The organism is Conyzicola sp. (assembly GCF_046714715.1).
GTDB lineage: Bacteria > Actinomycetota > Actinomycetes > Actinomycetales > Microbacteriaceae > Conyzicola.
This window is the reverse complement of sequence record NZ_JBKKAD010000185.1, coordinates 1-7363: the sequence shown is the minus strand read 5'-3', so window position 1 is coordinate 7363 and position 7363 is coordinate 1. Positions and strand designations below refer to the sequence as shown.

The following is a 7363-nucleotide window of genomic DNA, read 5'->3' as shown; positions in this document are numbered from 1 at the left end:
CGTCGACGTTGTGTCAGCGACGCGGTCTAGGTCAGACGAGCCAGCTGTTGGCGCGCACGAAATCGATCGACTTCCACGTGCGGCCCAGTCCCCAGGTGTCGCCGGCGGACAAGAAGGCGAGCGTGATCAAGACGAGGGCGTAGATGATGTGGTAATCGACGAGCGGGTTGGTCGAGGCGAGGTTCGCCGCAAAGGGCCACTCCGCGAGGTACATGAATACCATGATCAGCGAGCCGGCGACGGCACTGATCCTCAGGCCGACGCCGAGCATGACCGCGAGCCCGACGGCAAGCATCCCGAGCATAAACAGCACGTCGACAGCCGGTGTCGCGATGGCCGTGAAGAACGGCTGCAGCGGCCCGGTCACGGACTCACTGTTCAGGAAGCCCTGCGCGGGTGTTCCCCCGTTGATCCACGCGCGTTCGGCCGGCGTCGAGAATCCGAGACCGAACGTCTTGTCGATGAACGCCCAGAGAAAGATGAAGCCGGTCGCGAGGCGGAGAACGGCGAGGCTCCGGCGTCCCGCCGCGGGGGTGACGAGGGATTCCTCGGTTGCGAGCGTGTGCGCGTGAGCGGTCGGACTGCTGCTGCGGATGGTGGTTGACATGGTGACCCTCTTTCGTTGCGGGCCACGGTGGCCATACGGCAACAGTGACGGCTCGTTGAGGCGGTCGTTAGTGCCGAAGGTCCCAAGTGGAGCGGATGACGGGAATCGAACCCGCGCTATCAGCTTGGGAAGCTGAAGTTCTGCCATTGAACTACATCCGCGTGGGCCGCTCGCGCGGAACGGCTCGAGAGCAAGTGTAGGTGGTGGCGTTGGCCGTGGCATCCGTCTCAATAGAATGTCAGCCATGCTGCTTTCTGACAGGGACATCAAGGCCGAACTCGCCGACGGACGCATCGGCCTCGACCCGCTCGAGCTCGGGATGGTGCAGCCATCGAGCGTCGACGTGCGTCTCGACCGGTTCTTCCGGCTGTTCGACAACCACAAGTACGCGTTCATCGACCCGGCCGAAGACCAGCCCGACCTCACCCACCTCGTGGAGGTGGAGGCCGACCAGCCGTTCATCCTGCACCCCGGCGAATTCGTGCTCGGATCGACCTACGAGCTGGTGACCCTGCCCGACGACATCGCCGCGCGCCTCGAGGGCAAGAGCTCGCTCGGCCGCCTCGGGCTGCTCACGCACTCGACGGCGGGCTTCGTCGACCCCGGCTTCAGCGGCCACGTGACCCTCGAGCTGTCGAACGTCGCGACGCTGCCGATCAAGCTCTGGCCCGGCATGAAGATCGGCCAGCTCTGTTTCATGCGACTGACGAGCCCGGCCGAGAACCCGTACGGATCGGGCATCTACGGTTCGCGCTACCAGGGCCAGCGCGGCCCGACGGCCAGCCGCTCGTTCCAGAACTTCGTGCACACCGACGTCTCCGACACAGAGGCGGGTCGCCCGGGCAACTAGCCGGCGCGCGCCGTGCCTGCTGCTGCCAAATGAAGGAGATTTTGGTTGAGAGGGGCGCCGATCGCACCTAACGTGTGACCCGACCCCTGGTTCTCCTTCATTTGGCAGGAGAAGCGGGTTGCGGATGCCGCGGCCAGCGTCGGCCGCTGGCCCGTGTTTCGCAACTCAGGCTACTTCGGCCGCTCGCCGATTCCGCCGGCGCGACCATAGGCATCCGGCCCGCCCGCTCGACGTTCTGCCTGAGTTGCGAGAAAGGGTTCCTGTAACCCGCTAGTAGGCGCCGTCGACCGGGGTGGCTGCTGCCGCGCCGGCCTCCTCGGCCAGCACCTGCCGCGAACCGGAGACGCCCAGGCGGGTGGCGCCGGCGGCGATCATCGCCTGCGCGGTCTCGAACGAGCGGATTCCGCCGCTCGCCTTGACGCCCGCGCGCCCGGCGACGGTCGCGGACATGAGCGCGACGGCCTCGACCGTGGCGCCGCCCGTCGGGTGGAAGCCGGTCGACGTCTTGACGAAGTCGGCGCCCGCGGAGACGGCGGCCCGGCACACGGCGACGATCTCGTCGTCGGTGAGCGCGGCCGACTCGATGATGACCTTGAGGATGCGCGGCGCGGGGATGACCGAGCGAACCGAGGCGATGTCGGCCTCGACCAGGTCGAAGCGGCCGGCCTTGGCGGCTCCGATGTCGATCACCATGTCGATCTCGTCGGCGCCGAGGGCGATCGACTGCTCGGCCTCGGCAGTCTTCACGGCGGTGGTGTGCTTGCCCGAGGGGAATCCGCACACGACGGCCACCTTGAGGGTGGCTGGCACGGTCAGCGGCAGCATCGAGGGGGAGACGCACACCGAGAAGGTGCCGAGTTCGACGGCCTCGGCGATGAGGGCGTCGACGTCGGCCGCGGTGGCCTCGGGCTTGAGCAGCGTGTGGTCGATGATGCTGGCGATGGATGTCATTGGGTGTCCTCGAGGGTTGTGGGCAAGTCAGTCGGTGCGGGCTGGGCGGAGAGCTCGTCGAGCTGCCAGACGAGCCACGGGCTGAACGCGAAAGGCGCGGCCGCCGCGGCGTTGCGCAGTGATTGCGGCTCGACCCATTCGAATTCGGACACTTCGTCGGCGGCGGGAGCCACGGCATCCGTCGTGTACGCCCGATAAACCGGGCACACCTCGTTCTCGACGATCCCGGATGCGTCGACGGCGCGATAGCGGAAGTCGGGCAGAACGACTTCCAGTCGCGAGATGGTGATTCCCAGTTCGCGCTCGGCGCGTCGCGCGATCGCGTCTTCCATCGACTCGCCCGGCGCGGGGTGTCCGCAGAAAGAGTTCGTCCAGACGCCTGGCCAGGTCAGCTTGCTCAGCGCCCGGCGGGTAACCAGCACCTCACCGGCTTCGTTCATGACATGGCAGGAGAACGCGAGGTGCAGGGGGGTGTCGTGTGTGTGAACGGCGAACTTGTCGGCGGTGCCGACGGGGGATCCGTCGTCAGATAGAAGGACTACCTGTTCGGTCTGGCTCATGGTCGCGGTATTCTGCTCAAATGAATGGTCCCGACCTAGTTTCCGTCTCGATGGCGAGGCAGGCACAGGTCGACGTCGTGCTCGAACGCTTCTTCAGCCTAGCCAAGAACCGCGCCGCCGCCTTCGGCCCGCAGTATGTGCAGCTGTGGGAAACGCTCGAGAGCAACACCGTCGGCGGCAAGCGATTCCGCCCGCGCATGGTGATGGGCGCCTACCAGTCGCTCGGCGGAACCGACCTCGAGGCCGCCGCCTACGTCGGAGCGGCGTTCGAACTGCTGCACACCGCGCTCATCGTTCACGACGACGTGATCGACCACGACTTCGTGCGCCGCGGCGTGGCCAACATCTCCGGCAGCTACCGCGACGCCGCGCGCAAGGCGGGCAGCAGCGAGAAGGTGGCCGAGCACAGCGGCATCTCGGCGGCCGTGATCGCCGGCGACCTGGCACTGTTCAACTCCTACCGGTTGATCGACCGCAGCGGCGTCTCGGACGTCGTGCGTTCTCGACTTCTCGAGGTGATGGATGACGCGCTGTTCGCCTCGGCGGCGGGCGAACTGATCGACATCGACTTCTCGATCACGGCGGAGGTTCCGCGCGTCGACGACATCCTCACAATGGAGCGTCTCAAGACCGCCGTCTACTCGTTCGAGTGCCCGCTGCAGGCCGGAGCGATCCTCGCCGGGGCATCCGAAGAGGTCATCCAGACCCTCGGCGACTTCGGTCGCGAGATCGGCATCGCCTACCAGCTCGTCGACGACCTGCTCGGGGTGTTCGGCAAGGAGGCCGAAACCGGCAAGACCACGATGGGCGACCTGCGCGAAGGCAAGCGCACGGTCATGATCTCCTACGCCACGAGCACGGCGGAATGGGAATCGATCGCCCCGCTGATCGGAAAGCACGATCTCACCCACGACGAAGCCGAGGCGGTGCGCCAGGTGCTCATCGACTGCGGGGCCCGCTCGTTCGCCGAGGGGCTCGCCCGCTACTACGCGAACCGCGCCCTCGCGCGGCTCGCCGAACCGCACATCCCGCCCGCGCTGCGCATCGAGCTGCACCCCGTCGTGGATGCCGTGCTCGGACGGGTCAAGTGAGCCGCCGCGGCCTGTACGACCGCGTCGCCGAGGAGACCGCGAGTGTCGTCATCCGCCGCTACTCCACGTCGTTCGGCCTCGCCGCGCGACTGCTCGGTGCGGGGGTGCGGCAGCACGTGGAGAACATCTACGCGCTGGTGCGGGTCGCCGACGAGATCGTCGACGGGGCGGCCGTCGAGTCGGGCCTCGACAGCGTCGGCGCGGCCCGGCAGCTGAACGAGCTGGAACGGGAGACCGATTCAGCGGTCGCGGAGGGCTTCAGCTCCAACCTCGTGGTGCACGCGTTCGCCCTCACCGCACGCGAGACCGGCTTCGGCACCGAGTACACCGCGCCCTTCTTCGAGTCGATGCGCACCGACCTCACGGCCACCGAGCACGACGCGGAGAGCTTCGACCGCTACGTCTACGGCTCGGCCGAGGTCGTCGGGCTCATGTGCCTGCGCGCGTTCCTCGTGGGCGAGTCGCCGACCGACGAGCAGAACGAGCGCTTCGTGCGCGGCGCCCGCGCCCTCGGCGCCGCCTTCCAGAAGGTCAACTTTCTGCGCGATCTCGCAGCCGACTTTGAGACGCTGGGTCGCAGCTATTTCCCCGGCGTCAGCGTCGACTCATTCACGGAAGAAGACAAAATCCGCCTCCTCGACGACATCGACAACGACCTTCGGGTCTCCGCCGCGATCATCCCCGAGCTGCCCGCCTCCAGCCGCAAGGCCGTTGCTCTCGCCCAGGGGCTCTTCGCCGAGCTCTCGGTGCGGCTGCGCGCCACGCCGGCCGAGCGTCTGCGCACCACGCGCATCCGAGTTCCCAACCCCGTGAAGCTGCGCATCGCCACCGGCGTTGTGCTCGGCGCGAGGGCGAAGGCATGAGCCGCGTCGTCGTGATCGGCGGAGGCATCAGCGGCCTCGCCTCGGCGGCCCTACTCGCCCGCGACGGACACAGCGTGACCCTGCTCGAGCAGAAGGACGACCTCGGCGGCCGGGCCGGATCCTGGTCGAGCGAGGGCTTCCGCTTCGACACCGGGCCTTCGTGGTTTCTTATGCCCGAGGTGTTCGACCACTTCTACAAGCTGCTCGGCAGCTCGTCGGACGAACAGCTCGAACTGGTAACCCTCGACCCCGGTTACCGGGTGTACTTCGAGGGGCTGGCCGAGCCCATCGACATCTCCGCCGACCGCGGCGAGAACATCGAGATCTTCGAGTCGATCGAGAAGGGCGCGGGCAAGAAGCTCGCCGCCTACCTCGACTCGGCGCTCGACACCTACGACATGGCGAAGAAGAAGTTTCTCTACACGACCTTCGCCGACCTGCGCCCATTGCTGACCGCCGACGTGGTGAAGCGCACCGGCAAGCTCGCCCGCCTGCTGACGATGTCGCTGTCGCGGCTGGTCGCGAAGACCGTGCGCGACGACCGCCTGCGCAAGATCCTCGGTTTCCCGGCCGTGCTGCTCGGTTCCTCGCCGTACATCACGCCCAGCCTGTACCACCTGATGAGCCACCTCGACCTGAGCGACGGGGTGCTCTACCCGATGGGCGGATTCACCAGGGTGATCGAGAGCATCGTCGACCTCGCGCGCACAGAGGGCGTCGTCATCACGACGGGCGCATCCGTATCTCGCATCGTCGTCGTCGACGGTGTGGCGACGGGTGTCGAGTACACGGTGAACGGAGAGGCCCTGACGCTCGACGCAGACATCGTGGTCTCGGCCGCCGACCTGCACCACACCGAGACGCGCCTGCTCGGACCGCAGCACCAGAGCTACCCTGCCGCCCACTGGGACAAGCGCGTACCGGGGCCGAGTGCCCTGCTGTTGTACCTGGGTGTGGACGGCGAGCTGCCCGAGTTGGAACATCACACGCTGCTGTTCACCGACCGCTGGGAGAAGGGCTTCTCAGACATCTTCGGCACGCGGAGCGCCGTGCCCGACCCCGCGTCGATCTACGTCTGCAAGCCGAGCGGTGTTGATCCGGATGTCGCGCCCGAGGGCAGCTCGAACGTGTTCGTTCTCGTGCCGATCCCCGCCGACCCGACCATCGGCAAGGGCGGCGACGCGCGTATCGAGGCGCTCGCCGATGTGATCATCGAGCAGATCGGCTCGTGGACGGGCATCCCCGACTTCGCCTCGCGCATCACCGTTCGGCGTGCGGTGGGCCCCGGCGACTTCGCCGCCGACCTCAACGCCTGGCGCGGAACGGCGCTCGGCCCGGCGCACATCCTCAAGCAGAGCGCGTTCTTCCGTGAGGGCAACAAGAGCAAGAAGGTCGACGGACTGTACTACGCCGGAGGGTCGACCATCCCCGGCATCGGGCTGCCGATGTGCCTCATCAGCGCGGAGATCCTGGTCAAGCGCCTGCGTGGGGACACCTCCACCGAGCAGCTGCCCGAACCGCTCGAGGCCACCGTCTGATGGGTCTGATCTACCTGGCCGCGCTGCTCGTGGCGCTCACCGGCATGGTGATGCTCGACCGGCGCTTCCGGCTGTACTTCTGGGTGGACGCGCGCCGCGCGACGATCGTCACGATCGCCGGCCTGGTGTTCTTCGTCGTCTGGGACCTGTTCGGCATCGGCCTCGGCATCTTCTTCCGCGGAGAGACGTCGTTTATGACCGGGCTCCAGGTCGCGCCCGAGCTGCCGGTCGAGGAGCTGTTCTTCCTCACCCTGCTCGTGTACGTGACGATGAACCTCTACGGCGCCGCGTCACGATTGCTGACCTCGTCGAAGCCCGCCCGAGCTCGGGGGGTGGAGCGCGCATGAGCTATTGGGCACTCAACGCGTTCTTCCTCGCCGCCGTCGCGCTGGTCGCGCTCGCCGCGGTGATGACCGGCCGTAGCCCGCGCTGGCGCCCGCTCGCCCTCGCCGCCATCGTGTTGCTGGCGACCACGGCTGTGTTCGACAACGTGATGATCGGCATCGGCCTCGTCGACTACAACCCCGACCTCATCAGCGGCGCGTTCATCGGCATCGCGCCGCTCGAAGACTTCGCCTACGCGGTCGCGGCAGCGGTTCTGCTGCCGTCGCTCTGGCACCTGCTCGGCGGCCCCGACCGCGCGACCGGCTCCGACCGCTCGACCGGCTCCGACCGCTCGGGGAGCAGCGATGCTTAAGGCGCTCTTCGTCTCGTCGCGTCCACTCAGCTGGATCAATACCGCGTTCCCCTTCGCCGCCGCGTACTTCATTACGGTTCGCGAGATCGACCTCGTGTTCGTCGTCGGCACGATCTACTTCCTCATCCCGTACAACCTCGCGATGTACGGGATCAACGACGTGTTCGACTACGAGAGCGACCTGCGCAACCCGCGCAAGGGCGGGG

Annotated in this window: 9 protein-coding genes, 1 tRNA gene and 1 pseudogene; 7 read left to right on the top strand and 4 right to left on the bottom strand. The window is 67.3% G+C overall.

Annotated features, from left to right (window positions below; translation table 11 throughout):
* Positions 1 to 31: 31 nt before the first annotated feature.
* Both ACLQ6X_RS14905 and ACLQ6X_RS14900 read right to left on the bottom strand, forming a co-directional pair.
* Positions 32 to 607: a DoxX family protein gene (locus ACLQ6X_RS14905; RefSeq protein ID WP_411700943.1), complete on the bottom strand. Its 576-nt coding sequence runs from the start codon at positions 605 to 607 to the stop codon at positions 32 to 34.
* Between the two features lie 87 nt (positions 608 to 694).
* A tRNA-Gly gene (locus tag ACLQ6X_RS14900) sits at positions 695 to 768 on the bottom strand.
* 83 nt (positions 769 to 851) lie between these two features.
* On the opposite strand from ACLQ6X_RS14900, the gene dcd reads away from it, so the two are divergent.
* Complete coding sequence (gene dcd / locus ACLQ6X_RS14895; RefSeq protein WP_411700942.1) at positions 852 to 1457, top strand: dCTP deaminase; 606 nt, start codon at positions 852 to 854, stop codon at positions 1455 to 1457.
* A gap of 270 nt (positions 1458 to 1727) precedes the next feature.
* Here dcd and deoC read toward each other — a convergent pair whose 3' ends face one another.
* A complete protein-coding gene (gene deoC, locus ACLQ6X_RS14890; RefSeq protein ID WP_411700941.1) occupies positions 1728 to 2408 on the bottom strand; it encodes a deoxyribose-phosphate aldolase in 681 nt (226 codons plus the stop codon).
* Positions 2405 to 2968, bottom strand: coding sequence for an isopentenyl-diphosphate Delta-isomerase (gene idi / locus ACLQ6X_RS14885; protein WP_411700940.1), 564 nt, complete (start codon positions 2966 to 2968; stop codon positions 2405 to 2407). The genes deoC and idi overlap by 4 nt, the downstream gene beginning before the upstream one ends.
* A gap of 20 nt (positions 2969 to 2988) precedes the next feature.
* Here idi and ACLQ6X_RS14880 point away from each other — a divergent pair, with 20 nt between their 5' ends.
* From ACLQ6X_RS14880 to ACLQ6X_RS14855, 6 genes and pseudogenes are all read left to right on the top strand, one after another.
* Positions 2989 to 4059 (top strand): polyprenyl synthetase family protein, encoded by a 1071-nt coding sequence (locus ACLQ6X_RS14880; protein WP_411700939.1) that lies wholly within the window; start codon positions 2989 to 2991, stop codon positions 4057 to 4059.
* On the top strand, positions 4056 to 4922 hold the full coding sequence (locus tag ACLQ6X_RS14875) for a phytoene/squalene synthase family protein (protein WP_411700938.1): 867 nt from the start codon (positions 4056 to 4058) through the stop codon (positions 4920 to 4922). The genes ACLQ6X_RS14880 and ACLQ6X_RS14875 overlap by 4 nt, the downstream gene beginning before the upstream one ends.
* Positions 4919 to 6460: a phytoene desaturase family protein gene (gene crtI / locus ACLQ6X_RS14870; protein WP_411700937.1), complete on the top strand. Its 1542-nt coding sequence runs from the start codon at positions 4919 to 4921 to the stop codon at positions 6458 to 6460. Before ACLQ6X_RS14875 ends, crtI begins: the two co-directional genes overlap by 4 nt.
* A complete protein-coding gene (locus tag ACLQ6X_RS14865) occupies positions 6460 to 6807 on the top strand; it encodes a lycopene cyclase domain-containing protein (protein WP_411700936.1) in 348 nt (115 codons plus the stop codon). The genes crtI and ACLQ6X_RS14865 overlap by 1 nt, the downstream gene beginning before the upstream one ends.
* Positions 6804 to 7157 (top strand): lycopene cyclase domain-containing protein, encoded by a 354-nt coding sequence (locus ACLQ6X_RS14860; RefSeq protein ID WP_411700935.1) that lies wholly within the window; start codon positions 6804 to 6806, stop codon positions 7155 to 7157. Before ACLQ6X_RS14865 ends, ACLQ6X_RS14860 begins: the two co-directional genes overlap by 4 nt.
* A pseudogene (locus tag ACLQ6X_RS14855) lies at positions 7150 to 7363 on the top strand (prenyltransferase); the annotation flags it as partial. The gene ACLQ6X_RS14860 and the pseudogene ACLQ6X_RS14855, both read left to right, overlap by 8 nt.